General features: G+C 64.3%; 24 protein-coding genes, 2 tRNA genes and 2 pseudogenes. 19 read left to right on the forward strand and 9 right to left on the reverse strand.

Annotated elements, in window-relative coordinates:
* The first annotated feature begins 316 nt into the window (after positions 1 to 316).
* From lon to ACVWZ4_RS28000, 6 genes are all read left to right on the forward strand, one after another.
* Positions 317 to 2740 carry an endopeptidase La gene (gene lon, locus ACVWZ4_RS27975; protein ID WP_456703847.1) on the forward strand — a complete coding sequence of 808 codons (2424 nt, stop codon included), beginning with the start codon at positions 317 to 319 and terminating at the stop codon, positions 2738 to 2740.
* A 65-nt stretch (positions 2741 to 2805) separates the two neighbouring features.
* Positions 2806 to 3210: a GFA family protein gene (locus ACVWZ4_RS27980; protein ID WP_456735318.1), complete on the forward strand. Its 405-nt coding sequence runs from the start codon at positions 2806 to 2808 to the stop codon at positions 3208 to 3210.
* A gap of 64 nt (positions 3211 to 3274) precedes the next feature.
* Positions 3275 to 3351: transfer RNA gene (locus ACVWZ4_RS27985), tRNA-Val, on the forward strand.
* A gap of 99 nt (positions 3352 to 3450) precedes the next feature.
* A complete protein-coding gene (locus ACVWZ4_RS27990) occupies positions 3451 to 4311 on the forward strand; it encodes a methyltransferase domain-containing protein (protein WP_456741605.1) in 861 nt (286 codons plus the stop codon).
* 158 nt (positions 4312 to 4469) lie between these two features.
* Positions 4470 to 5006 carry a cytochrome P450 gene (locus ACVWZ4_RS27995; protein WP_456790398.1) on the forward strand — a complete coding sequence of 179 codons (537 nt, stop codon included), beginning with the start codon at positions 4470 to 4472 and terminating at the stop codon, positions 5004 to 5006.
* Positions 4936 to 5874, forward strand: a complete 939-nt coding sequence (locus tag ACVWZ4_RS28000) for a cytochrome P450 (protein ID WP_456790399.1) — start codon at positions 4936 to 4938, stop codon at positions 5872 to 5874. Before ACVWZ4_RS27995 ends, ACVWZ4_RS28000 begins: the two co-directional genes overlap by 71 nt.
* 55 nt (positions 5875 to 5929) lie before the next feature.
* Here the strand turns inward: ACVWZ4_RS28000 and ACVWZ4_RS28005 are convergent, their stop codons facing one another.
* From ACVWZ4_RS28005 to ACVWZ4_RS28030, 6 genes and pseudogenes are all read right to left on the reverse strand, one after another.
* The gene (locus tag ACVWZ4_RS28005; RefSeq protein ID WP_456741607.1) at positions 5930 to 6907 is read right to left on the reverse strand and encodes a cation diffusion facilitator family transporter; all 978 of its coding nucleotides are present in this window, start codon (positions 6905 to 6907) and stop codon (positions 5930 to 5932) included.
* 2 nt (positions 6908 to 6909) lie between these two features.
* Positions 6910 to 7491, reverse strand: a pseudogene (locus tag ACVWZ4_RS28010) (efflux RND transporter permease subunit); the annotation flags it as partial.
* A 148-nt stretch (positions 7492 to 7639) separates the two neighbouring features.
* Positions 7640 to 7939 (reverse strand): annotated as a pseudogene (locus tag ACVWZ4_RS28015) (TolC family protein); the annotation flags it as partial.
* A 57-nt stretch (positions 7940 to 7996) separates the two neighbouring features.
* Positions 7997 to 8425, reverse strand: a complete 429-nt coding sequence (locus ACVWZ4_RS28020) for a hypothetical protein (protein WP_456741608.1) — start codon at positions 8423 to 8425, stop codon at positions 7997 to 7999.
* 201 nt (positions 8426 to 8626) lie between these two features.
* Entirely contained in the window at positions 8627 to 9874 is a 1248-nt protein-coding gene (gene pepT / locus ACVWZ4_RS28025; RefSeq protein ID WP_456703841.1) for a peptidase T, read from the reverse strand.
* A 110-nt stretch (positions 9875 to 9984) separates the two neighbouring features.
* A complete protein-coding gene (locus ACVWZ4_RS28030) occupies positions 9985 to 10299 on the reverse strand; it encodes an HU family DNA-binding protein (RefSeq protein WP_456703840.1) in 315 nt (104 codons plus the stop codon).
* Between the two features lie 235 nt (positions 10300 to 10534).
* Here ACVWZ4_RS28030 and ACVWZ4_RS28035 point away from each other — a divergent pair.
* A tRNA-Asp gene (locus ACVWZ4_RS28035) sits at positions 10535 to 10611 on the forward strand.
* A 193-nt stretch (positions 10612 to 10804) separates the two neighbouring features.
* Here the strand turns inward: ACVWZ4_RS28035 and ACVWZ4_RS28040 are convergent.
* Positions 10805 to 11008 (reverse strand): hypothetical protein, encoded by a 204-nt coding sequence (locus ACVWZ4_RS28040; RefSeq protein ID WP_456703838.1) that lies wholly within the window; start codon positions 11006 to 11008, stop codon positions 10805 to 10807.
* 217 nt (positions 11009 to 11225) lie between these two features.
* Here ACVWZ4_RS28040 and ACVWZ4_RS28045 point away from each other — a divergent pair, with 217 nt between their 5' ends.
* Positions 11226 to 12089: an alpha/beta fold hydrolase gene (locus tag ACVWZ4_RS28045; RefSeq protein ID WP_456741609.1), complete on the forward strand. Its 864-nt coding sequence runs from the start codon at positions 11226 to 11228 to the stop codon at positions 12087 to 12089.
* Here the strand turns inward: ACVWZ4_RS28045 and ACVWZ4_RS28050 are convergent.
* Entirely contained in the window at positions 12086 to 12250 is a 165-nt protein-coding gene (locus ACVWZ4_RS28050) for a hypothetical protein (protein ID WP_456703836.1), read from the reverse strand. The genes ACVWZ4_RS28045 and ACVWZ4_RS28050 overlap by 4 nt on opposite strands.
* Position 12251: 1 nt before the next feature.
* Entirely contained in the window at positions 12252 to 13442 is a 1191-nt protein-coding gene (locus ACVWZ4_RS28055) for a Rieske 2Fe-2S domain-containing protein (protein WP_456735312.1), read from the reverse strand.
* Between the two features lie 185 nt (positions 13443 to 13627).
* Between ACVWZ4_RS28055 and ACVWZ4_RS28060 the strand changes: the two genes are divergently transcribed.
* The 11 genes from ACVWZ4_RS28060 to nuoG all read left to right on the forward strand — a co-directional run bounded on the left by ACVWZ4_RS28060 (position 13628) and on the right by nuoG (position 23140).
* Positions 13628 to 14143, forward strand: a complete 516-nt coding sequence (locus tag ACVWZ4_RS28060) for a MarR family winged helix-turn-helix transcriptional regulator (protein WP_456741610.1) — start codon at positions 13628 to 13630, stop codon at positions 14141 to 14143.
* 566 nt (positions 14144 to 14709) lie between these two features.
* Positions 14710 to 15075, forward strand: a complete 366-nt coding sequence (locus ACVWZ4_RS28065) for an NADH-quinone oxidoreductase subunit A (protein ID WP_027550614.1) — start codon at positions 14710 to 14712, stop codon at positions 15073 to 15075.
* A complete protein-coding gene (locus ACVWZ4_RS28070; RefSeq protein WP_456705302.1) occupies positions 15072 to 15653 on the forward strand; it encodes a NuoB/complex I 20 kDa subunit family protein in 582 nt (193 codons plus the stop codon). The genes ACVWZ4_RS28065 and ACVWZ4_RS28070 overlap by 4 nt, the downstream gene beginning before the upstream one ends.
* 11 nt (positions 15654 to 15664) lie before the next feature.
* Positions 15665 to 16270 (forward strand): NADH-quinone oxidoreductase subunit C, encoded by a 606-nt coding sequence (locus tag ACVWZ4_RS28075; RefSeq protein WP_456703833.1) that lies wholly within the window; start codon positions 15665 to 15667, stop codon positions 16268 to 16270.
* Between the two features lie 49 nt (positions 16271 to 16319).
* Complete coding sequence (locus ACVWZ4_RS28080; RefSeq protein ID WP_456742277.1) at positions 16320 to 16685, forward strand: four helix bundle protein; 366 nt, start codon at positions 16320 to 16322, stop codon at positions 16683 to 16685.
* A 49-nt stretch (positions 16686 to 16734) separates the two neighbouring features.
* The gene (locus ACVWZ4_RS28085) at positions 16735 to 17931 is read left to right on the forward strand and encodes an NADH-quinone oxidoreductase subunit D (protein ID WP_456703832.1); all 1197 of its coding nucleotides are present in this window, start codon (positions 16735 to 16737) and stop codon (positions 17929 to 17931) included.
* Complete coding sequence (locus tag ACVWZ4_RS28090; protein WP_456703831.1) at positions 17928 to 18893, forward strand: FkbM family methyltransferase; 966 nt, start codon at positions 17928 to 17930, stop codon at positions 18891 to 18893. The genes ACVWZ4_RS28085 and ACVWZ4_RS28090 overlap by 4 nt, the downstream gene beginning before the upstream one ends.
* Before the next feature lie 10 nt (positions 18894 to 18903).
* Positions 18904 to 19515, forward strand: a complete 612-nt coding sequence (nuoE, locus tag ACVWZ4_RS28095) for an NADH-quinone oxidoreductase subunit NuoE (RefSeq protein ID WP_456703830.1) — start codon at positions 18904 to 18906, stop codon at positions 19513 to 19515.
* Complete coding sequence (locus ACVWZ4_RS28100) at positions 19515 to 19718, forward strand: hypothetical protein (RefSeq protein ID WP_456703829.1); 204 nt, start codon at positions 19515 to 19517, stop codon at positions 19716 to 19718. The genes nuoE and ACVWZ4_RS28100 overlap by 1 nt, the downstream gene beginning before the upstream one ends.
* Before the next feature lie 15 nt (positions 19719 to 19733).
* Positions 19734 to 21059, forward strand: a complete 1326-nt coding sequence (gene nuoF / locus ACVWZ4_RS28105; RefSeq protein ID WP_456735309.1) for an NADH-quinone oxidoreductase subunit NuoF — start codon at positions 19734 to 19736, stop codon at positions 21057 to 21059.
* Positions 21060 to 21064: 5 nt separating this feature from the next.
* Positions 21065 to 23140, forward strand: coding sequence for an NADH-quinone oxidoreductase subunit NuoG (gene nuoG, locus ACVWZ4_RS28110; protein ID WP_456703827.1), 2076 nt, complete (start codon positions 21065 to 21067; stop codon positions 23138 to 23140).
* The last annotated feature ends 1 nt before the right edge of the window (position 23141 follow it).

A 23141-nucleotide genomic window follows, 5' to 3' on the forward strand; every position in this document is an offset into this window, starting at 1 on the left:
GCGCTGGAACGCTCCAGTCGTCTGTCATAGTAGCGGCTGCGGATGTGTATTCCGCAGCCGGATTTGCTTCGCTGACCCCAGTGCGTAAGCGCCTGATGGTGCGTGTTTTTCAATCACTTGACACCCCCCGGGTCGATAGCCACCTAATGTCGGCGGCGAGCAAGAATTCTCTTCAAGATTCGCCTCAGTTCGATCCGGCAAGCCCGGTCTACCTCCGAATGGTCGGCCGAATGTTTGGATCAAGTCGGCACCTTGTGGCGGTTGCGCATGAGAGAAGCGGACTGCGTGCGAGGGGGCAAAGCAAAAGGAAAAGGCCATGACTAGTCCAAAACCCAGGCCAACCATCGTTCATGGCGAGGCGCACGCCTATCCCGTGTTGCCACTGCGCGATATCGTCGTCTTCCCGCACATGATCGTTCCGCTCTTCGTCGGTCGCGAGAAGTCGATCCGCGCCCTCGAAGAGGTGATGAAGAACGACGCGCTGATCATGCTCGCGACGCAGAAGAATGCGTCGGATGATGATCCGGCACCCGGTGCCATTTACGAGACCGGTACGCTTGCCAGCGTCCTGCAGCTCTTGAAGCTCCCCGACGGCACCGTGAAGGTGCTGGTCGAAGGGCTCGAGCGTGCGCGCGTGGAGAAGTACACCGATCGCGCCGACTATTATGAAGCGACCGCAGTTGCGCTCGCCGACACCGATGCGAAATCGGTCGAGGCCGAGGCGCTGTCGCGCTCGGTCGTGTCCGACTTCGAGAGCTATGTGAAGCTCAACAAGAAGATCTCGGCCGAAGTGGTCGGCGTCGTGCAGGCGATCACCGATTTCGCCAAGCTCGCCGATACCGTTGCCTCGCATCTCGCCGTCAAGATCGCGGATCGGCAGGGAATCCTGGAGACGCTGTCCGTCACCGGCCGCCTGGAGAAGGTGCTGGGCCTGATGGAGAGCGAGATCTCGGTGCTGCAAGTCGAGAAGCGCATCCGCTCGCGCGTCAAGCGCCAGATGGAGAAGACCCAGCGCGAGTATTATCTCAACGAGCAGATGAAGGCGATCCAGAAGGAGCTCGGCGACGACGACGGTCGCGACGAACTCGCCGATCTGGAAGAGAAGATCTCCAAGACCAAGCTCTCCAAGGAAGCGCGCGACAAGGCGCAGCATGAATTGAAGAAGCTGCGCCAGATGTCGCCGATGTCCGCGGAAGCAACCGTCGTGCGCAACTATCTGGACTGGCTGCTGTCGATCCCGTGGAACAAGAAGTCCAAGGTGAAGAAGGATCTGGAGCAGGCGCAAGCCATCCTGGACTCCGATCACTACGGACTGGAAAAGGTCAAGGAACGTATCGTCGAGTATCTCGCGGTGCAGTCGCGCGCCAACAAGCTGACGGGTCCGATTCTGTGTCTCGTCGGTCCTCCCGGCGTCGGCAAGACCTCGCTCGGCAAGTCGATCGCGAAGGCGACCGGCCGCGAATTCGTCCGCGTGTCGCTCGGTGGCGTGCGCGACGAGGCCGAGATCCGCGGTCATCGCCGCACCTATATCGGCTCGATGCCCGGCAAGATCATCCAGTCGATGCGGAAGGCGAAGTCGTCCAATCCGCTGTTCCTGCTGGACGAGATCGACAAGATGGGCGCCGATTTCCGCGGCGACCCGTCCTCCGCCTTGCTCGAGGTCCTCGACCCCGAGCAGAACGGGACGTTTGCCGACCACTATCTGGAGGTCGACTACGATCTGTCGAACGTCATGTTCATCACGACCGCGAATACGCTCAATATTCCGGGGCCGCTGATGGACCGCATGGAGATCATCCGGATCGCGGGCTACACCGAGAACGAGAAGGTCGAGATCGCGCGCAAGCATCTGATCCCGAACGCCGTATCCAAGCACGGCCTCGACTCCAAGGAGTTCTCGATCGATGATGACGCGCTGCTGCTGTTGATCCGCCGCTACACCCGCGAAGCGGGCGTGCGTAATCTGGAGCGTGAACTCTCCACACTCGCCCGCAAGGCGGTGAAGGAGCTGATGATCTCGAAGAGGAAGTCGGTCAAGGTCACAGAGAAGACTCTGGAAGAGTTGCTCGGCGTGCCGAAGTACCGCTTCGGCGAGATCGAGAGCGAGCCGCAGGTCGGCATCGTCACCGGCCTGGCCTGGACAGATGTCGGCGGCGAGCTCTTGACCATCGAAGGCGTCATGATGCCCGGCAAGGGCAAGATGACGGTCACCGGCAACTTGCGCGACGTCATGAAGGAATCGATCTCGGCGGCGGCGTCCTACGTCCGCTCGCGCGCGATCACCTACGGCATCGAGCCGCCGCTGTTCGACCGCCGCGACATCCACGTGCACGTGCCTGAGGGCGCGACGCCGAAGGACGGACCGTCGGCCGGCGTGGCGATGGCCACCGCGATCATCTCGGTCATGACCGGCATTCCGGTCCGCCACGACGTCGCGATGACCGGTGAGATCACGCTGCGCGGCCGTGTGCTGCCGATCGGCGGTCTGAAGGAGAAGCTGCTGGCCGCGGCCCGCGGCGGCATCAAGACGGTGCTGATCCCCGAGGACAACGCCAAGGATCTCACGGAGATTTCCGATGCGATCAAGGGCGGTATGGAGATCATCCCGGTCTCCCGTCTGGACGACGTCGTCGCCAAGGCGCTGGTGAAGACGCCGGTGCCGATCGTCTGGGAAGAGGACACCAAGGTGACGGTGAAGCCGGACGGCGACGAAGCCGCCGGCGGCCTGACCGCTCACTGAGATCGCAACTCGGAAAGATGATAAAACGGCGCCTTCGGGCGCCGTTTTTGTTTGGGAGGAACGAGATGCAAGTCGACGGGCAATGCCATTGCGGACAGATCACCTTCAAGGCCGACATCGAGCCCGAGGCGGTCTCGGTCTGTCATTGCCGCGACTGTCAGGCCCTGACGGGCTCGCCGTTCCGTGTGACGGCGCTCTGCACCGCGGGTGATGTCAAGCTCACCGGCGGGACGCCCAAGCTCTACGGCAAGCGCGGCGACAACGGCCGGATGCGTTTCCAGCATTTTTGCGGCGACTGTGGCTCCCCGCTGTTCACCAGCGGCGAGGGCGACCAGGCCGACGATTGGGGCATTCGCTGGGGTTCGATCCGCCAGCGCGACAAATTGCGCCCGGTCAGCCAGATCTGGTGCCAGTCGGCCGCGGTCTGGATCGACGCAGTGCCGCTGCTGCCTGGCCGGCCGGGCGATTGAGAGCCTGAGGACCCCCGCTCCGGACTTGCCCGCACCGGGCGGGTAGGGATAAAGAAGCGCCGTGGGGCGGTTAGCTCAGCTGGTTAGAGCATCTCGTTTACACCGAGAGGGTCCGCGGTTCGAATCCGTGACCGCCCACCAGCCTTCGCTCGCTTGGCGAGCTTCGGCTTGGCAGGCCGGCCTCAGCCGTCGTGGCGCGAAGCGAGCGAAGGCGGGCGAGATCGAGAGAAAGAGGCCTGCATGCAACAGCCCAGCGGACACGAGCAGAACGCCGACCAGATCGCCTATTGGAACGGCCCGAGCGGGCAGCGCTGGGCCGACCGCCACAGCGCGCAGGAAAGCCTGCTTGGGCCCATTGCCGACGTGCTGATCGACCGCGCCAGGCCGAAGCCGGGCGAGCGCGTGCTCGACGTCGGCTGCGGCTCGGGAGCGACGACTTTCGCATTCGCGAAAGCAGTGGCCCCTGCTGGCTTTGCGCTCGGCCTCGATGTCTCCGATCCGATGCTGTCGCAGGCGCGTGCATTCGCGCCCAAGGGCCTGCCGCTCGATTTCGTGCTGGCGGACGCGACGGTGCATCCGTTCGAGCCGGCCAGCTTTGATCTGCTGGCCTCGCGCTTTGGCGTGATGTTCTTCGCCGATCCCATCGCGTCCTTCAGCAACCTTCGTCGCGCGCTGACGCCATCCGGGCGGCTCGCGTTCGTCTGCTGGCGCGAGCCGAAGCAAAATCCGTGGATGATGGCGCCGCTGATGGCGGTCTACAAACACGTGCCGAAAATGCCGCCGGTCGGACCGGAGGAGCCGGGACCTTTCGCGTTTGCGTCCCAGGAACGCGTGATGCGGATCCTCGAGGGGGCAGGCTTCGCGGACATAGCGATGGAGCCGCATGACTTGCCGATGGACATCGCCATCGGCGGGGGCCTCGATGCGGCCGTCGACGGCTCGCTTCAGATCGGCCCCGCCAGCCGCGCACTGCAGGGCCATCCGCCGGAGACGGTCACGGCTGCCAAGGCCTCGATCCGCGAAACGCTCGCGCCGTTTCTGCAGGGGCAGAGCGTGGCGCTGCAGGGCGCGATCTGGATCGTGACGGCGAAGGCGGCGTAAGCGCGGCTGCGAGATTGCCGTTGCCGACGAGGCGGTACAAATCGTCATGAACCACGGAGAAGTAGCAGCGCCCTGAACAACGCGCTGGACGCCGCAGGGAACTCCGGCGACACTGTTGTCTTATCTGGTATTGTTCCGCGATTTTGATTGCGCGTTCGATGCTGCATTTGCCTGAGGTTGATCCTTCAGAGAGTTTTTGCCCCCCGGCGCCGCGTCCGCCGGACCAGCGGCTTGGGCTGTTCAAGCTGCTTGCCACCCTGAAACGCAATCCGCTGGAGTGCTGGAGCGCCGAATTCTTTCGCGAACCGATCGCCAGGGTCAGGCTGCCATTCACCGACGCGATCCTCGTCCACGACCCGGCGGCCATCAAGCATGTGCTGGTCGACAATGCCGCCAACTACCGCAAGGACCCGATCCAGCGCCGCATTCTCGCCAGCGGTCTCGCCGATGGGCTGTTGAGCGTCGAGGGCGAGCGCTGGGAGGTGCAGCGGCGGACCCTGGCCCCGCTGTTTGCGAAGCGTACGGTGACGTCCTTCACCTCCGCGATGCTGCAAGCGGCCGATCAAAATGGCGCAGAGATGGTGCAGCCTGGGACCGCGGGCAAGCATCGACGTCGCGGCGGAGATGACCCTGATCACGCTGAATGTGCTCGCCCTGACCATTTTTTCGGACGGCATCGGCGGCGACTACGATGAATTTCGCGCTGCCATGAGCGCCTACTTCGCGGGGATCGGCCGTATCGGTGCGTTCGACCTGCTCGGCCTGCCTCAGTCCGCGCCGCGGCTGGGGCGTGGCCGCTTGCGCCGGACGATGGCTTATTTCGAAGGGGTCATCGACCAGATCATCGCAACGCGGCAACGGCGGTTGGCCGGCGTGGCGGCGGACGAGAGATCTTCCGATCTGCTGACACTGCTGTTGCGCGCGCTCGATCCGGCGACCGGACGAGCAATGTCGCTTGCAGACGTCAGGTCGAACGTCCTGACCTTCCTGTCGGCCGGCCATGAAACCACGGCCAACACCCTCGCCTGGTCGATGTTCCTGCTGACGCGAGCGCGGGAATGGCGCGCGCGGGTGCGGGAGGAGGCGAGGCGCGAGCTTGCGGGGCCGGTCGAGGGTCTTGCCGACCGGCTGGTCGTGACCCGTGCCGTGGTCGAGGAGGCGTTGCGCCTCTATCCGCCGATCGCGGCGCTGAGCCGGGCGGCGCAGGGGCCCGATACGCTCGCAGGCGTCGCGATCAAGTCGCGCGCGCTGATCGTGATTGCCCCTTACGTGCTGCACCGCCACCGCCTGCTGTGGCAGCGGCCAGACATGTTCGATCCGACGCGGTTTCTTCCTGATGTCCGCGGCGCGATTCCGCGTTTTGCGTACCTTCCGTTTGGCAGCGGGCCGCGCACCTGCATCGGTGCCGCTTTCGCATTGCAGGAAGCGACGATCGTGCTCGCCGCGCTGGTACATCGCTTCGACATGGAGCTGCTGCCGGATGCCCGGGTCTGGCCGTCGCAGAAAATCACCTTACGTCCGGCGTACGGACTGCCGATGCGCGTCACTGCGTACGATGGCTAGGGGGACGCCGTTCACGACATTCGCTGCGCTCGCAACGGGGATGGACGTGTAAGTCCTAAACGACGTCATCCGGCGCCAGCGCGCAGCCGTTGTCCGGATGCGTTTCGACCTGGAGTGTGGTGTGCCCGATGCGAAACGACGCCTTGAGCATCTCCGCGGTTTCCATCAGGAACGCGTCGACGGTGCCTGCGGGCATCACCAGATGACATGTCAGCGCCGTCTCGGTCGTCGAGATCGGCCAGACGTGGAGATCGTGGATCGCTGACACCCCCGGGCGCGCGAGCAGGAATGCCCTGATCGCAACGAGGTCCGTACCCTTGGGCGCTGCCGCCATCGACATGTCGATGGAGCCGCGGAGCAGGCTCGTCGTGCCCCACAAGATGCTGGCGCAGATGACGAGGCTGGTGAGGGGATCGGGCCAGAGCCAGCCGGTCCAGATGATCAGCGCCGCCGAGACCACGACTCCGAGCGAGACCGCGGCATCGGCCGCCATGTGCAGGTAGGCGCCCTCGATGTTGATATCGTCCTTGCGGCCGCTCGCAAACAGCATCGCGGTGGAGCCGTTGATGAGGATACCGACGCCGGCAACCACCATGACGGTGACGCCCGCGACCGGCTCCGGCTCGCGCAGTCGCAGGATCGCCTCCCAGCCGATCGCGCCGGTTGCCACCAGCAGGAACACCGCATTGGCGAGCGCGGCCAGTATCGTGGAGGCACGGAAGCCGTAGGTGAAGCGGCCGCTCGGCGCCCGCTTCGCCGCGATCGAAGCGCCCCAGGCCACGACCAGGCCGAGCACGTCCGATAGATTGTGCCCGGCATCGGCGAGCAGGGCGGTGGAGTTGCCGAGATAGCCGTAGATCGCCTCGGCAACGACCAGCGCGGTATTGAGCGTAATGCCGATCGCGAACGCCTTGCCGAAATTGGCGGGCGCGTGGACATGTGCGTGACCGAGGCCGTGCGAATGGTCGTGATCATGATCATGCGCGTGGTTGTGGTCATGGTGCTGATGACCGTGGTGGTCGTGGCCGCCCAAACCTAGCGCTCCTCAGCTTCAGCCAGATCAGGCCTCATTGTAGGCGTTTCGCCCGTTGCGTCACGCCGGAACAACACATAGAGCGCCGGCAGGACCAGCAACGTCAGTACGGTCGAGGAGACGACGCCGCCGATGACGACGGTCGCAAGCGGCCGCTGCACCTCGGCCCCGGCGCCGGTCGCGAGCGCCATCGGCACGAAGCCGAGGGAGGCGACCAGGGCCGTCATCAGCACCGGGCGCAGCCGCGTCAGCGCGCCCTCATGCACGGCGTCGGCAACGGATCGCCCCTCGCTGCGCAGCCGCTCGATGAAGGCGATGATGACGAGGCCGTTGAGCACGGCGACGCCCGACAGCGCGATGAAGCCAACCCCCGCGCTGATCGACAGCGGAATGCCGCGCAAGAGCAGCGCGGCGACCCCGCCGGTCAGGGCCAGCGGCACGCCGGAGAACACCAGCGCCGCATCCGCCGCCGATCCCATGCCCATGAACAGCAGCAGGAACACCAGCGCGAGCGCCATCGGCACGACGATCGTCAGGCGCTTGGTCGCGGAGACCAACTGCTCGAACTGGCCACCCCAGCCGACATGGTCGTTCCGCTTCTCCGGCTTCCCGTCCGCGGCATGTTCGATCGGCGCGACCTTGGTCGGCGCGAGCATGGAATAACCGTAAGCGCCGAGCGCGGCGGTGATGATGGCAAAGACGATGGTGGAGGATGCCTTCATCGCGCGCTCTTAGCTCGAATGCTTGGCTGATCTGGAGGGTGGTCTCGGCTGATTTCGTGCCGCGATAGATGCCCGAGCCGAACGAATTGTCCTGCTCGTAGGACAGTTCCGGATTCAGGAGGGCGCCGGCCTGGATGCGCTGGCCCGTGGCGATCCCGACGTCGCGTTCCGCCGCCGTCAAACGCGGGCTCGCGGCCAGCGCGCGCGAGAGCGCCGCGCGCATCGTCAGCGCCTGGGCGTGGACCGGGGATGGGCTGATGAGAATAACCATCGCGCAGGCCAGGCGCGCGGCAGTCCGTCTGCAAGACATGGAGGTGACCTGTGAACGAGAGCATCGTGGGCGCACGCGGCGCCCCGGCGGATCAGTTCAGGTCAGGGATTTGGGGGGCCGGGAGTCGGTCTCGGGCGCGATGGCTGCGAGCGCAGACGCGCGCTGCGCGACCGGTGCAGCCAGCATATCGGCCGCGATTTCGGATTGCACTGGCTGCACGACGGCAACGGAGAAGCAGCCGTGGCAGTGATGGCCGGCCAGCGCCATGTGATCGCCGTGGCCGGCAGCGCCGTCGTCGAGGATCGAGGCGATCTCCGAGCCGCCTGAAGGGCTGGCGACGTCGATGTCGTGCGCACCATGGAGCACGCCCGAGAGCAGGTACATGATAGCCACCAGCACAGCCACGAGCCCGCGCCAGTTGCGCAGGGACGAACAGCGATGAGGGTGGCGGATCGCGGTCACGAGGTCACTCAGGTCCTGATCCGCCTCCGGTAGCATGGCGGCGGGAACAGTGTCGATCCGCAACAATATTACGTGCGGGGAACTCGATGTCGCAGGACAAAGAAAAGGCAAAGACGAAAAGGCCCCAGCCCGGGGCTTACCGGCTGAGGCCTTTTGTGCTCACAATCTTCATCCGTTGGGACTTGCCCCGATAATTCGCGTCTCTTCGATTCGTTCCCGCGGTTCGCCAAAAATAAGCGGCGCGGCGGGACGAGGTGTGGCGGCTCAGGCCTTCTCCTCCCAGATCATCGCGAGATGCACGATGGTCTGCACAGCCTTCTCCATGTCCTGTCGGCTGACCCATTCCAGACGCGAATGAAACGCGTGCTCGCCGGCAAAGATGTTGGGGCAGGGCAGGCCCATGAAGGAGAGGCGCGAGCCGTCGGTGCCGCCGCGGATCGCGGTACGCATCGGACGCAGGCCTGCACGACGGATCGCCTCGATGGCGTATTCGAGGACGTGCGGGTGCCGGTCGATCACCTGCTTCATGTTGCGGTACTGCTCCCGCACCTCGAACTTGTAGGTCGAGCGCGGATAGTCCTTCATCACGTCCTTGACGATGGTCTCGAGCAGGACCTCCTTCTCCTTCAGCCCTTCCTCGGTGAAGTCGCGCACGATGAAGGAGAGGGTCGCCTGCTCCAGCGCGCCCTCGATGCCGACCGGGTGCAGGAAGCCCTGCTTGCCCGACGTGGTCTCGGGCGAGCAGCCTTCTTTCGGCAGACGCTCGACGATGGCGGCCGCGATCTTGATCGCGTGCTCCATCTTGCCCTTGGCATAACCAGGGTGGGCGCTGACGCCGTTGATGATGATGCTGACACCGTCGGCCGAGAACGTCTCGTCCTCGACGCTGCCGGCGCTCTCGCCATCCATGGTGTAACCGAAATCGGCGCCGAGCTTCTGGATGTCGACATTGTCGACGCCGCGGCCGATCTCCTCGTCGGGCGTGAACAGGATCTTGATGGTGCCGTGCTTCACATCGGGATTGTTGATGAAGAAGTGTGCGGCATCCATGATCTCGGCGACGCCGGCCTTGTTGTCGGCACCCAGCAGCGTCTTTCCGTCAGAGGTGATGATGTCGTTGCCGATCTGGTTCTTCAGCGCGGGGTGCTCTGCGAAGCGGATCACCTGGGTCTTGTCGCCCGGCAGGGTGATATCGACACCGCGATAGTTTTCCCAGACCTGCGGCTTCACGTCCTTGCCGGTGACGTCGGGCGAGGTATCCATGTGCGAGCAGAAGCAGATCACCGGCACCTTCTTGCTCGTAGTGGCCGGGATGGTCGCATAGACATAGCCGTAATCGTCGAGATGGGCGTCGGCGACGCCCATGGCCTTCAACTCGGCCACGAGAACGCGGCCGAGATCCTTCTGCTTCTCGGTCGATGGCGAGGCCGGGGAATTCGGATCGGACTGAGTATCGATGGTGACGTAGCGCAGGAAGCGCTCGGTCACGGTATGCGCGAAGGTCAGGGACATGTCTGTTCAAACCGCCGGGTCTCTTGGGGGAAGCGGGGACTATATATCAGAAAAGCGGGCCACGTTGCGGCCGGACCGACCGCCGATCAGGCCTAACGAAAAATGACCGGCTAGATTGCCTCTTTGAGTTCCTTGACCGGTCGGAACGCAACCTTCTTGCTGGCCTTGATGTGGATGGCCTCGCCGGTCGCTGGATTGCGGCCGGTGCGAGCAGCGCGCTTGCGGACCTGGAGGATGCCAAGCCCGACGATGCGGACGCGGTCGCCTTTCTTGAGGTGCTTGGTGATCAGGTCGACCATGTCGGTCAGGACCGCCTCGGCGCGCTTCTTCGAGAGGTCCTGGCTTTCGGCGATGTCAGCGGCGAGGTGCTTGAGCGTGATCGTGGCCGGAGCAGCTGCCTTCTTAGCCGATTCCTTCTTTGCCATGTCTGGCCTCCTCGATTCCCGCCGGACCGCGGGAGAGAACCCGCGGAACCTCAAGTTGCAGAAGGCGTAGACGATTCGGGACCGGACTGACTACGTCGCGGGACGGGGAGGAGCCGCTCCCTGCGAGCCGGCGGCGCGATACGGGACTATTCCGGCTTTGGACGCCAACGTCCTTGACTTCACCATGTCCCCCCTTTAAGTCCCCCCTCGTTCCGCGCGGACAGGTACGCGTCACGCGGGAGTAGCTCAGTTGGTTAGAGCGCCGGCCTGTCACGCCGGAGGTCGCGGGTTCGAGCCCCGTCTCTCGCGCCATTTTTGGCAACACCCCCTTCCTTGGCAACATCCCCTTCAGAATCGACACCACGCTCCGCCGTGGTCATGGCCGGTCGGGCGATGAATTTACTTCGTTCTGTCAAAGTCTTGGGCGTTGATCCTCAGTCGATGCCAAAAGCCAAAGGCCACCCGAAGGCGGCCATTGTGTCTCAAACCGGACCCTTTTTCGCGCTTAGCGAATCGCAGAGGTGCCGGAGCTGGTGATCGCCACCGGCTTTCCGGCCTTGATCACGTGGGTGGACTGGGCGGTCTGGCTGTAATCGGCGTTGGTGCGGGCTGCGATTCCGAAGGCGGCCACTGCGATGCCGGCCACCAGCGCCACCACCACGATCTTCAGGTGGGTACCCCGATCTGCAGAGTGAATTGAGTGGTTCATCGAAGCCTCCCGACGGGCTTTGGCGCCGTCTGTAGGCTGACGTCTTAAGGAGCATCTGTTTCCGGATCGTTTCGCGGGTTCCGCAAAATGGTTTCATTGTCGCGATTTCGCCGCTTCACCTTGCGCAGTCTTACCTGCCGCGTAATCGCGCAGGCCCAATCCCGACGTCCATGATCGCTTCCATCGGCCGCGAACAACGCGGCAAGGGAGAAGCACCATGAATCGTCCAACCATCCAAGCCTCGTTGCTCGAAACCGCCCAGCCGGCTGCGCGATCGCCCTATGTGACCGCCAGGGATGGCACGAAGCTGTTCGTACAGGACTGGGGCAAGGGAAAGCCGGTGCTGCTGCTGGCAGCCTGGACGTTCGACTCCAGCACCTGGGGCAGCCACATTGCAGCGCTCAACGACAAAGGCTTCCGCTGTATCGCGCCCGACCGGCGCGGCCACGGCCGCTCCGAGATGCCGTCATCGGGCTACGACCTGGAGACGCTGACCGATGACGTCGCTGATATCATCGAGGCGCGCGATCTGCGCGAGGTCACCCTGGTCGGTTTCTCCATGGGGACAGTGGAGGCGGTCAACTATCTCGGACGATACGGCTCGGACCGGATCGCAAGGCTGGTGCTGGTCGCGCCGACGACGCCGTTCCTGGTCCAGACCGAGGACAATCCGGATGCGGTTCCGAAGGCGATGATCGAAGCCGACAACGCGGCCGTCGCCCGCGATTTCGCCAAATGGATCGCGGCGAATGAAGCGCCGTTCTTCCTGCCCGAGACGCCGGAGATCACGCGGACCTGGATCCGCGAGATGATGCTGCGCGTGCCGCTGCCAGTGGCGCTGGCCTGCCGCAAGTCCAACTCCTTCGCGGATGTGCGCGCGGCTGCCGCAGGCATCGATTGCCCGACATTGATCCTGCACGGCGACAAGGACGCCAGCGCGCCGTTGCCCCTGACCGGGGCCAAGACCGCGAAGCTGATCAAGGGCAGCAAGCTCGTTGTCTACGAAGGCGGGCCGCATCCGCTGCCGCTGACCCATGGCGAGCGGCTGATTGCGGACATGCTGGCCTTCATGAGCCCTTAGCTGGCGCGTTTTATGCCGGCGCCGCGGATGTCCGCGCCGCCGACGCCCTGGCCTGAGCAGGTCGCGGTGAGCGCGACAAGACGGGCCGGCGATGCCTGAGGTGATCGCCGGCGGTCGTGGGGGCGGCCGATGTTGGTCCAGCCCGGATCGGAGCTGGGCATATCAGCCTTCGCGGATGTAGTTCCCTGCTTCGAATTCCACCGGCGGCGCGCTTGCGTCGAACGAAACGCCGATTGGATCGCGACCTGCTTCCATCGCTTCCAGCTGCTCCGTCAGCATGCGCCGGATCAACAAGATGCCGCGGTCGCTCTGGCCGAAATGCTCCTCGGAATGCACCGTGACCTCGCCTTGCCCGACCTGGGCCTCGTAATCTCCAGGGAATTTCTGGTGTTCTTGCTCCGTCATGTCCCACCAGAACTTGCCGTTGAACGTCGAGCGCATGCGGCCGATGTCGCCGGAATTCTTGACGCGGCCGGCGACGTAGATGCGGAACGAGGTGTCGTCGATCGGTAGCGTCCAGCCGATCGATTCGACCCGGGCGAACTGCGCCACGCGCGGGTTCGGCACGACGCGCAAGGTGGGCAGCGCCGCTTCGGTGACTCGGTAAAACGCACGGCCGCCGTCCTGCTTGCGGATCGAGCGCACGGCAACCCCGCGCGGCGTCTTGTCGAACTTCACCTCCGGCATCGAGGCCATCATGTCAGTGAATTGCGGACCCGAGAACGAGCCATGCAGCACGGGCACGTGATAGGGATCGACCACGTTCTCGAAATGCTGCAGCCAGTTGCAGGGGATGACGGCCGGGCCGCCGCCGCCGATCGAGGAATCGTCGGCCTCGACGAATTCGCCGTGGTCCATGTTTTCAAGGCACTCGTAGCGCGGCAGCACCGGGCGTTTCTCGGCCGGCCCCATATAGGCGAAGATCAGGCCGTAGCGTTCCTCGACCGGATACCAGGGCTGGCGCACCTTGTCCTTGAACTGGCCGCCGTCGGGCTCGCACGGCTGCTCGAGGCAATGACCTTCGGTGTCGAACTTCCAGCCGTGATAGCAGCAGCGGATGCCGTCCTCCTCGACCTTGCCATAATAAAGCGTGGTGCCGCGGTGGCAGCAGCGGGCGTGCAGCAGGCCGGCTCGGCCATGCCTGTCGCGGAATAGCACCAGATCCTCAGCCAGTGCGCGCACTTTCTTCGGCGTCTCGGTGGCGTCATCGGTGAGGCCGACCGGATGCCAGTAGCGGCGGAGGAGTTCGCCCATCGGCGTGCCGCGCACGACGGAGGTGAGCTCGGTGCGCGTGTTCGCCGGCTTCATCGCATAAGCCGTGCCGAGATCGCGATCCAGCTGGGTGATCGTCATCCTTGTTCCTCCCGTCCCAGGCGTTTGGATGGCCGGGCCGTTCTTGTGCGTTGACGGAATGAAAGATAATGTCGATGACACTGTCAACGATATTTCGTGGTGCCTGCTGGTCGCATTCGGATCACGTTGCGAAGGTTGCGCTACCAACACTTGGCACGTGTTGGCTTTCTTGGCAGAGGTGAACCATGAGCCAGACATCGAGCAGGGACGTGCGCGAGTCGTCCGAAATGGACGACGATCATTCGCCGGCGCCGATCACAGTGATGCTGTCGTCGCGGCTGATGGTGCTGGCCAATTTGCTCAAGCGCGGTGCGATCCTTCGCTACAAGCGTCTTGCCGGATTGTCCTCGGTCGAGTTCGGCTTGGTCGCTTCCCTCGGCCGGCGAGCGCCGATGAGCGTGGCTCGGCTCGCCGAGGCTGTCGGCCAGGATAAAGGCCAGATCAGCCGCGCGCTGGCCGAACTCGTCTCGCGCAAGCTGATCGCGAAGTCGGAAAATCCAAAGGACAGCCGTGAGGTGCTGGTGTCGCTGACGCCTGCCGGGCTGGCGGCGCATGACGCGATCGTCGAAGGCGCGCAGGAACGCAACCGGATGCTGCTCGCGCAATTAAGCAAGGACGAAGTGGAGATGTTGCTCGCACAGATTGATCGTCTCACCGCGACCGCGGAAGCCATGCTCGAAGCCGAGAAGATCTCGCGCTGATGGCCAGGACGTCTTCCGAAAGCATCTTCGGAAATCATCTTACGTGCCAAGGCCGACGCATTCGCCAGACGAGCCCCGGTCCTGCCATGATGCATGGCTCCTCCTTTGAGCGCGCCTGTGGATAGCTGTCTTTGCTGCGCCTCGTCTGCTCGCCGCCGCGACCGTCATGGGCCTGCTGGCCGCGCTGCTCTGGGTAGGAGCGGGCAGGATGTCGCTTGGGTGACGGTCGGGGGCCCGATTGCGGTCGCTGGCCGGGTCTGGGTGAGCCGCCGCAGCGAAAAAAACTGGGCCCTTTTCACCGACGATCCCGGCAAATAGCTGACACGGCCGGTGCGCGGCGATCTCGGGGCCGCTGGCCTGCGAAACGGTGGCCGCCCTTGTCGCGTCAGGCGATCTGCTCCATATCAGCCGCGGGGTGATTCCGGGATTTCCACCGGTCTGGGAGCAGCAAAGGGCCTGAAAAGAGCGTGTCTTGCGCCCATTGGTGCACTGCGCTAAGGCTCAGAATAATTCCAAATCGGACGAATCCGTGGCTGTCCCGAGGCTGCGGGAAAAAGGGCTCGTCAATGAGCGGCATTCTACAGAACTATCTTCCACTCGTCGTCTTTATAGGGGTAGCGGGCCTCATCGGCCTGGTGCTGCTGATCGCTCCGTTCATCGTCGCGTTCCAGCAGCCGGACCCGGAAAAGCTGTCGGCGTATGAGTGCGGTTTCAACGCCTTCGACGACGCCCGCATGAAGTTCGACGTCCGCTTCTATCTGGTCGCCATCCTCTTCATCATCTTCGATCTGGAGGTGGCGTTCCTGTTTCCGTGGGCAGTGGCGTTCGGCAAGCTTGGCGCGACGGGCTTCTGGTCCATGCTGGTGTTCCTCGCCGTGCTGACGGTGGGCTTCGCCTATGAATGGAAGAAAGGCGCACTCGAATGGGATTGAACCCTGCACCCTCAGCCGGTCCGGTGGTCGCGCCGGCCCCCAAGGGCATCCTGGATCCGTCGACCGGCCGTCCGGTCGGGGCCAATGATCCGTTCTTCCTCGAGGTCAATCACGAACTGTCCGACAAGGGCTTCTTCGTGGCCGCGACCGACGACCTCATCACGTGGGCCCGTACCGGCTCGCTGATGTGGATGACCTTCGGCCTCGCCTGCTGCGCGGTCGAGATGATGCAGGTGTCGATGCCGCGCTACGACGTCGAGCGCTTCGGCTTCGCGCCGCGTGCCTCGCCGCGCCAGTCCGACGTGATGATCGTCGCCGGCACGCTCACCAACAAGATGGCGCCCGCGCTGCGCAAGGTCTACGACCAGATGCCCGAGCCGCGCTACGTCATCTCGATGGGTTCATGCGCCAATGGCGGCGGCTACTACCACTATTCCTACTCGGTCGTGCGCGGCTGCGACCGCATCGTGCCGATCGACATCTACGTGCCGGGCTGCCCGCCCACGGCGGAAGCGCTGCTCTACGGCGTGCTGCTGCTGCAAAAGAAGATCCGCCGCACCGGCACCATCGAACGCTAAGGTTTTACGTCATGGACGACGCCAAGCTCGACGCCCTGGGGCAGACGATCGTGAGCGCGCTTCCGGGCGCCGCCACGGGTTATCAGGTGGCCTTCAACCAGCTCACGGTTGATGTCGAGGTCAGCAAGATCGTCGAGGTGGTCAAGTACCTCCGCGACGATCCGAGCTGCCGTTTCGTCAACTTCACCGACATCACGGCCGCCGACTATCCGTCGCGCGAGAAGCGCTTCGACGTGATCTATCACTTCCTGTCACCCACCTTGAACACGCGCATCCGCCTCAAGGCCCAGGCCGACGAGACCACCCAGGTGCCGTCGCTGATCGAGGTGTTCCCCGGCGCCGACTGGTTCGAGCGCGAGGCCTACGATCTCTACGGCGTGTTCTTCGTCGGTCATCCCGACATGCGTCGCATCCTCACCGATTACGGTTTCGAGGGGCATCCGCTGCGCAAGGACTTCCCGCTGACCGGCTTCCTCGAGGTCCGCTACGACGACCAGGAGAAGCGCGTGGTGTACGAGCCGGTCCGGCTCAACCAGGAATTCCGCAAGTTCGATTTCCTCTCGCCATGGGAAGGGGCGGACTATCCGCTTCCCGGTGACGAGAAGGCCAAGCAGTGAGTAGCGAATAGCGAGTGGCGAATAGGGATGTTAGTAGAGCGACCAGTCGATCAATTCGTATCGGGACCTGAGAGCATGGCAGGATGCCATGTCTCTGGCGGAATCCTGCCATCGACTGACCGCTCAATTCCCTCGCGCCGAACTGTTCGGGCTGACTTCGCAAATCAGACCTGCGGCAGCGTCCATTCCGGCAAACGTTGCGGAAGGACATGGGCGCGAAAACACCGGCAGTTTCGTGCAATCGCTGCGAATTTCGCAGGGATCGCTCAAGGAGCCGGAAACTCATCTGCTCTTGGCGGAGCGTGTCAGGATTTTGACCGCTTCCGATCTGGAGCCCGTCTTAGGTCGATGCGAGAGCTTAGGCAAAATGCTTCGCGCGTTGATACGTTCTCTGCAGGACAAGTCCACGAAATGACCATTCGCCACTCGCTATTCGCCATTCGCCTCGCAGCAGGAGCTGCGTCATGAACGAGCAACCCGAGAACCTGCGCAATTTCACCATCAACTTCGGGCCGCAGCATCCGGCCGCGCACGGCGTGCTGCGCCTCGTGCTGGAGCTTGACGGCGAAGTCGTCGCCCGCGTCGACCCCCATATCGGCCTGCTTCACCGCGGCACCGAGAAGCTGATCGAGCAGAAGACCTATCTCCAGGCGATCCCTTATTTCGACCGGCTCGACTACGTCGCGCCGATGAACCAGGAGCACGCCTTCTGCCTCGCCGCCGAGAAGCTGCTCGGAATCGAGGTGCCGCGCCGCGGCCAGCTGATCCGCGTGCTCTATTGCGAGATCGGCCGCATCCTGTCGCATCTTCTCAACGTCACCACGCAGGCGATGGACGTCGGCGCGCTGACCCCGCCGCTGTGGGGCTTTGAGGAGCGCGAGAAGCTGATGGTGTTCTACGAGCGCGCCTCGGGCAGCCGCATGCACGCAGCCTTCTTCCGCGTCGGCGGCGTGCATCAGGACCTTCCGCAGAAGCTGGTCGATGACATCGACGCCTGGTGCGACCCATTCCTGAAGGTCGTCGACGACCTCGATCGCCTGCTCACCGCCAACCGCATCTTCAAGCAGCGCAACGTCGATATCGGCGTGGTGTCGCTGAAGGAGGCCTGGGAGTGGGGTTTCTCCGGCGTGATGGTGCGCGGTTCGGGCGCGGCCTGGGACCTGCGCAAGTCGCAGCCCTATGAGTGCTACGCCGAGATGGATTTCGACATTCCGATCGGCAAGAACGGCGACTGCTACGATCGCTATCTGATCCGCATGGAAGAGATGCGCCAGTCCGTGCGCATCATGAAGCAGTGCATCCAGAAGCTGAACGCGCCTGACGGGAAGGGCCCCGTCGTCGTCGAAGACAACAAGGTGGCGCCGCCGCGCCGTGGCGAGATGAAGCGCTCGATGGAAGCCCTCATCCACCACTTCAAGCTCTACACCGAAGGCGTTCACGTGCCGGAAGGCGAAATCTACGCCGCGGTCGAGGCGCCCAAGGGCGAGTTCGGCGTCTATCTGATCTCCGACGGCACCAACAAGCCCTACAAATGCAAGATCCGCGCGCCGGGCTTTGCCCATCTCCAGGCGATGGACCACATCTGCCGCGGCCATCTGCTCGCCGACGTCTCGGCCATTCTCGGCTCGCTCGACATCGTGTTCGGAGAGGTCGACCGGTGACGGCGCAGGCGCCAATCCAGTTTGACCGTGCCTCGGGGGCCCTTGAAGGGGCCAACCTGTGGGAGCGGACGGCTGCCTTGGCGCTGGTGACGGGATCGAAGATCTCCTCGCACTTCTCGCATATGGGCTACATCGCCTGCGCCAATCTGCTGCGGAAAACGCTGCCCGAGCGCAATATCGCGATCAAGCTCAATCCGGACGCGGTGTTCGAATTTCCTTATGGCGACGGTTACTGGAGCAAGCTGCTCAACCGGTCCTATTGCTACGAGGACGAGCTGGAGCTGCTGTTCACCGACTCCATCGACGTCGACTACACGCTGCTCGATTGCGGCGCCAATTATGGCTACTGGTCGGTGCTGGTGTCGAGCGAGCCGTTCGGCGCGCACAAGGCGATCGCGATCGAGCCGTCGGGCCAGAACTATCCGAAGCTCGCCAACAATGCCCGCGTCAACGGCAATCGCTTCGAGACCATGAAGTGTGCGATCGGTGCCTCGCGCGGCACCGCGCGTCTCTCGGGCACCAAGCACGAGGCCTTCAGCATCGCCGGTGCTCCGTCGGACGGCGGTGAGGAAGTGACCGTCCTCGCGCTCGACAATCTGATCGACGACGGCAAGGTCGCAAGCACCGGCAAGTACCTGATCAAGCTCGACGTCGAGGGCGTCGAGATCGAGGCGATCAAGGGCGGCGCCCGGCTCCTGCAGACCGACAGCGTCATCATGTGCGAGGAGCACGGCAGCGACCGCTCTCATGCGGTGTCGCGCTACATTCTCGAGCAGACGCCGCTGAAGCTGATCGTGCTCGATCCGCGCACCAACCGGCTGGAGACCGTCACCGAGCTGTCGATCCTCGACCGCATCAAGGTCTCGACCCACGTCGGCTACAACGTTTTCGGTACCGCAAGCGCATTCTGGCAGGACAGGATCAATGCCCTGAATGCGAAAAACGCGCGCCGCATGCAGTGAGAGATAAGACATGTCCGTTCGCCGATTAGCACCGAAGGAAGTCCAGCCCGCGAGCTTTACGTTCACGGACGAGAACCTTGCCTTCGCCAGGCAGCAGATCGCGAAATACCCGGCCGGACGCCAGGCCTCGGCCGTCATCGCCATCCTCTGGCGCGTCCAGGAGCAGCACGCGGGCTGGGTGTCGGAAGCCGCGATCCGCGCCGTCGCCGATTTGCTCGACATGCCCTATATCCGCGTGCTCGAGGTCGCGACCTTCTACACGATGTTCCAGCTCGCCCCCGTCGGCAAGAAGGCCCACGTCCAGGTCTGCGGCACAACGCCGTGCCGCCTGCGCGGTGCCGAAGACCTCATCCACGTCTGCGAGAGCCGGATCCATCACGATCCTTTCCATCTCTCCAAGGACGGCAATTTCAGCTGGGAAGAGGTGGAGTGCCTGGGCGCCTGCGTGAACGCGCCGATGGTGCTGATCGGCAAGGACACCTATGAGGACCTGACCAAGGAGACCTTCGGCAAGGTGCTCGACGGCTTCGCCTCGGGCAATCCGCCGAAGCCCGGTCCGCAGAACGGCCGCCAGTTCTCCGCACCGATGGGCGGGCCGACCACGCTGAAGGAGACCTCCTGATGGGTCTTCCGTCTCACGCGAACCTGGGGAGCGAAGCCGTGCAGAAATGGGGCTTCGTCGCCATGCATGCCGCGCTTGCGGCCGCCTTCATGTTCCTGCTGCAGCGCTTCGTGATGAACGCGACGCAGGAAACCAGTCTGCTCTGGGCGCTGACCTTCGCCGTCTGCGCCGCCGGGCTTGCCTACAAGCAAGCCAACCGTTGATCGGAAAGCGCTGATATGCTCGAGGACAAGGATCGCATCTTCAAGAACCTCTACGGCCTCCATGATTGGGGGCTCGAGGGCGCGCGGCGCCGTGGCGCCTGGGATGGTACCAAGAACATCATCGACAAGGGCCGCGACTGGATCATCAACGAGATGAAGGCGTCGGGCCTGCGCGGCCGCGGCGGCGCCGGCTTCCCGACCGGCCTGAAATGGTCCTTCATGCCGAAGGAATCGACCGACGGAAGACCGAGCTATCTCGTCGTCAACGCCGACGAATCCGAGCCCGGCACCTGCAAGGATCGCGAGATCATGCGGCACGATCCGCACCTGCTGATCGAGGGCTGCCTGATCGCGAGCTGCGCGATGAACGCGCACACCTGCTACATCTATGTCCGCGGCGAGTTCATCCGCGAGCGCGAGCACCTTCAGGCCGCGATCGACCAGGCGTATGACGCCAAGCTGGTCGGCAAGGACAATGTCAACGGCTGGCCGTTCGACATCTACGTCGCGCACGGCGCCGGCGCTTACATCTGCGGTGAAGAGACCGCGCTGCTCGAAAGCCTCGAAGGCAAGAAGGGCCAGCCGCGCCTGAAGCCGCCGTTCCCGGCGAACGTCGGTCTGTTCGGCTGCCCGACCACCGTCAACAACGTCGAGTCGATCGCCGTTGCACCCGACATCCTGCGCCGTGGCGCCGCCTGGTTCGCCGGCATCGGCCGTCCGAACAATGTCGGCACCAAGCTGTTCTGCGTCTCCGGCCATGTCGAGCGGCCCTGCAACGTCGAGGAAGCCATGGGCATTCCGTTCCGTGAGCTGATCGACAAGCATTGCGGCGGCATCCGCGGCGGCTGGGACAACCTGAAGGCCGTGATTCCCGGCGGCTCCTCCGTGCGCATGGTGCCGGCCGAGCAGATCATCGACACGCCGATGGATTTCGACTCCTTAAGCAAGCTGCGCTCGGGCCTCGGCACTGCGGCCGTGATCGTGATGGACAAGTCGACCGATTTGATCCGCGCCATCGCCCGCATCTCCTATTTCTACAAGCACGAGAGCTGCGGCCAGTGCACGCCCTGCCGCGAGGGCACGGGGTGGATGTGGCGCGTGCTCACCCGCATGGCCGAGGGCCGCGCGCACAAGCGCGAAATCGACATGCTGCTCGAGGTGACGAAGCAGGTCGAAGGCCACACCATCTGCGCGCTCGGCGACGCGGCGGCCTGGCCGATCCAGGGCCTGATCGCGCATTTCCGTCATGAGATCGAAGCGCGCATCGACGAATATTCGCACAAGGCCGACATCGACGATGCCGGCGTCCGCGATCCCGTGAACATGGTCGCGGCGGAGTAGAGAGAATGACCAAGCTCATCATCGACGGCAAAGAGATCGATGTTCCCGCCGAGTACACGCTGCTTCAGGCGTGCGAGGCGGCCGGCGCCGAGATTCCGCGCTTCTGCTATCACGAACGGCTGTCGATCGCCGGCAATTGCCGGATGTGCCTCGTCGAGGTGAAGGGTGGCCCGAAGCCGGTCGCATCTTGCGCCTGGGGCGTGCGCGACTGCCGTCCGGGCCCCAAGGGGGAGCCGCCGGAAATCTCCACGCGTTCACCGATGGTGAAGAAGGCACGCGAAGGCGTGATGGAATTCCTCCTGATCAACCATCCGCTGGACTGCCCGATCTGCGACCAGGGCGGCGAGTGCGACCTGCAGGACCAGGCGATGGGCTATGGTGTCGACACCAGCCGCTTCGCCGAGAACAAGCGCGCGGTCGAGGACAAGTACCTCGGCGCGCTGGTCAAGACCTCGATGAATCGCTGCATCCAGTGCACGCGCTGCGTCCGCTTCTCGGCGGAAGTCGCCGGCGCGCCCGAAATGGGCGCGACGGGGCGCGGCGAGGACATGGAGATCACAACCTATCTCGAGCACGCGCTGACCTCCGAGCTGCAGGGCAATCTCGTCGACATCTGCCCGGTCGGTGCGCTGACCTCAAAACCCTATGCTTTCGCGGCGCGTCCGTGGGAGCTCGGCAAGACCCAGTCGATCGACGTCATGGACGGCGTCGGATCGGCGATCCGCGTCGACACCCGCGGCCGTGAGGTGATGCGCGTGCTGCCGCGGATCAACGAGGCCGTGAACGAGGAGTGGATCTCCGACAAGACCCGCCATATCGTCGATGGCCTGCGCACCCAGCGCCTGGACCGGCCCTATATCCGGGAAGCCGGCAAGCTGCGCGCGGCGAGCTGGCCCGAAGCCTTCGCTGCGATCGCGGCCAAGGCGGCGCGCACCGATGGCAAGCGCATCGGCGCGATCGCGGGCGATCTCGCCGGCGTCGAAGAGATGTTCGCGTTGAAGGATCTGCTCGCCAAGTTCGGCTCGGCCAATCTGGCGGTGCAGGGCGGCGACGCCTTCGATCCCGCGCTCGGCCGCGGCTCCTACATCTTCAATCCGACGCTTGCAGGCGTCGAGCAGGCCGATGCGCTGCTCATCGTCGGCGCCAATCCGCGGAAAGAGGCGGCGGTGTTCAATGCCCGGATCCGCAAGCGCTGGCGCACCGGCGGCTTCAAGGTCGGCGTGATCGGCGCCAAGGCCGATCTGACCTACGATTATGACCATCTCGGCGCGGGCACCGAGACGCTCGGTGAGCTCGCGTCCGGCAAGCACTCCTTCATGGACGTGCTGAAGAACGCCAAGAATCCGATCATCCTGGTCGGCGCAGGCGCGGCCTCGCGTCACGATGGCGCTGCCATTCTGGCCGCCGCCGCCAAGCTCGCGCTCGATGTCGGCGCGGTGAAGGACGGCTGGAACGGCTTCGGCGTGCTGCACGAGACCGCCTCGCGCGTGGGGGCGCTCGATATCGGCTTCGCCGCAGGTCAGGGCGGTCTGAACGCCGCGCAGATGACGACCTTCGGCACGCTCGACCTCTTGTTTCTGCTCGGCGCCGACGAGATCAAGGCGCCTGATGGCACCTTCGTCGTGTACATCGGCACCCATGGTGACCGCGGCGCGCATCGTGCCGACGTGATCCTGCCGGCGGCCGCCTACACCGAGAAGTCCGCGATCTACGTCAACACCGAGGGCCGCGTGCAGATGACGGGCCGCGCCGCGTTCCCGCCGGGCGAGGCCCGCGAGGACTGGGCGATCGTTCGCGCGCTGTCGGAAGCACTCGGCAAGAAGCTCGGCTACGACTCGCTTGCCGCGCTGCGCCAGGTGATCTTCAAGACCGTGCCGCATCTGATCCGTCTCGACCAGATCGAGGCAGGCACAGCCGACCAGATCCAGAAGCTGGCAGGGAGGGGCGGCGCGCCGGAGAAGGCGCCGTTCAAGGCCCTCATCGAGGACTTCTATTTGACCAACCCAATCGCGCGTGCGTCGGCGGTGATGGCGGAATGCTCGCGGCTTGCCTCCGGGCAGATGCTGAGCGCAGCGGAGTAAG

Source organism: Bradyrhizobium sp. USDA 4472 (genome assembly GCF_054058595.1).

What these genes read in the sequence shown, in the direction of transcription:
- lon (WP_456703847.1), top strand. Translation starts at nt 317, where the DNA reads ATGACTAGTCCAAAACCCAGGCCAACCATCGTTCATGGCGAGGCGCAC.
- ACVWZ4_RS28065 (WP_027550614.1), top strand. Translation starts at nt 14,710, where the DNA reads ATGAGCGGCATTCTACAGAACTATCTTCCACTCGTCGTCTTTATAGGG.
- ACVWZ4_RS28075 (WP_456703833.1), top strand. Translation starts at nt 15,665, where the DNA reads ATGGACGACGCCAAGCTCGACGCCCTGGGGCAGACGATCGTGAGCGCG.
- nuoF (WP_456735309.1), top strand. Translation starts at nt 19,734, where the DNA reads ATGCTCGAGGACAAGGATCGCATCTTCAAGAACCTCTACGGCCTCCAT.
- ACVWZ4_RS28040 (WP_456703838.1), bottom strand. Translation starts at nt 11,008, where the DNA reads ATGAACCACTCAATTCACTCTGCAGATCGGGGTACCCACCTGAAGATC.
- ACVWZ4_RS27980 (WP_456735318.1), top strand. Translation starts at nt 2,806, where the DNA reads ATGCAAGTCGACGGGCAATGCCATTGCGGACAGATCACCTTCAAGGCC.
- ACVWZ4_RS28085 (WP_456703832.1), top strand. Translation starts at nt 16,735, where the DNA reads ATGAACGAGCAACCCGAGAACCTGCGCAATTTCACCATCAACTTCGGG.
- ACVWZ4_RS28000 (WP_456790399.1), top strand. Translation starts at nt 4,936, where the DNA reads ATGACCCTGATCACGCTGAATGTGCTCGCCCTGACCATTTTTTCGGAC.
- ACVWZ4_RS27990 (WP_456741605.1), top strand. Translation starts at nt 3,451, where the DNA reads ATGCAACAGCCCAGCGGACACGAGCAGAACGCCGACCAGATCGCCTAT.
- ACVWZ4_RS28060 (WP_456741610.1), top strand. Translation starts at nt 13,628, where the DNA reads ATGAGCCAGACATCGAGCAGGGACGTGCGCGAGTCGTCCGAAATGGAC.
- ACVWZ4_RS28045 (WP_456741609.1), top strand. Translation starts at nt 11,226, where the DNA reads ATGAATCGTCCAACCATCCAAGCCTCGTTGCTCGAAACCGCCCAGCCG.
- ACVWZ4_RS28055 (WP_456735312.1), bottom strand. Translation starts at nt 13,442, where the DNA reads ATGACGATCACCCAGCTGGATCGCGATCTCGGCACGGCTTATGCGATG.
- pepT (WP_456703841.1), bottom strand. Translation starts at nt 9,874, where the DNA reads ATGTCCCTGACCTTCGCGCATACCGTGACCGAGCGCTTCCTGCGCTAC.
- nuoE (WP_456703830.1), top strand. Translation starts at nt 18,904, where the DNA reads ATGTCCGTTCGCCGATTAGCACCGAAGGAAGTCCAGCCCGCGAGCTTT.
- ACVWZ4_RS28030 (WP_456703840.1), bottom strand. Translation starts at nt 10,299, where the DNA reads ATGGCAAAGAAGGAATCGGCTAAGAAGGCAGCTGCTCCGGCCACGATC.
- ACVWZ4_RS28100 (WP_456703829.1), top strand. Translation starts at nt 19,515, where the DNA reads ATGGGTCTTCCGTCTCACGCGAACCTGGGGAGCGAAGCCGTGCAGAAA.
- nuoG (WP_456703827.1), top strand. Translation starts at nt 21,065, where the DNA reads ATGACCAAGCTCATCATCGACGGCAAAGAGATCGATGTTCCCGCCGAG.
- ACVWZ4_RS28050 (WP_456703836.1), bottom strand. Translation starts at nt 12,250, where the DNA reads ATGCCCAGCTCCGATCCGGGCTGGACCAACATCGGCCGCCCCCACGAC.
- ACVWZ4_RS27995 (WP_456790398.1), top strand. Translation starts at nt 4,470, where the DNA reads ATGCTGCATTTGCCTGAGGTTGATCCTTCAGAGAGTTTTTGCCCCCCG.